A 209-nucleotide genomic window follows, 5' to 3' on the forward strand; every position below is an offset into this window, starting at 1 on the left:
GTACCAGGCCGAAGCCCACCCTACATGAGGAACTATCTTACTCGCCCTCAGCAATAACGCCAACAGTGGCTGCTTGAATTGGGCAGAATGTAGCTTCCCAATCAGTGCAAACCGCGCCTGAAGGTTTAGTCTCATTCACCCGGTTCAGATGAACCAGGTGGTGAGCCACCTTATGGCTTGTCAGGATGTATTCGACGGCTTCAAATAGG

This window comes from Idiomarina sp. UBA4206, assembly GCF_002383015.1.
GTDB lineage: Bacteria > Pseudomonadota > Gammaproteobacteria > Enterobacterales > Alteromonadaceae > Idiomarina > Idiomarina abyssalis.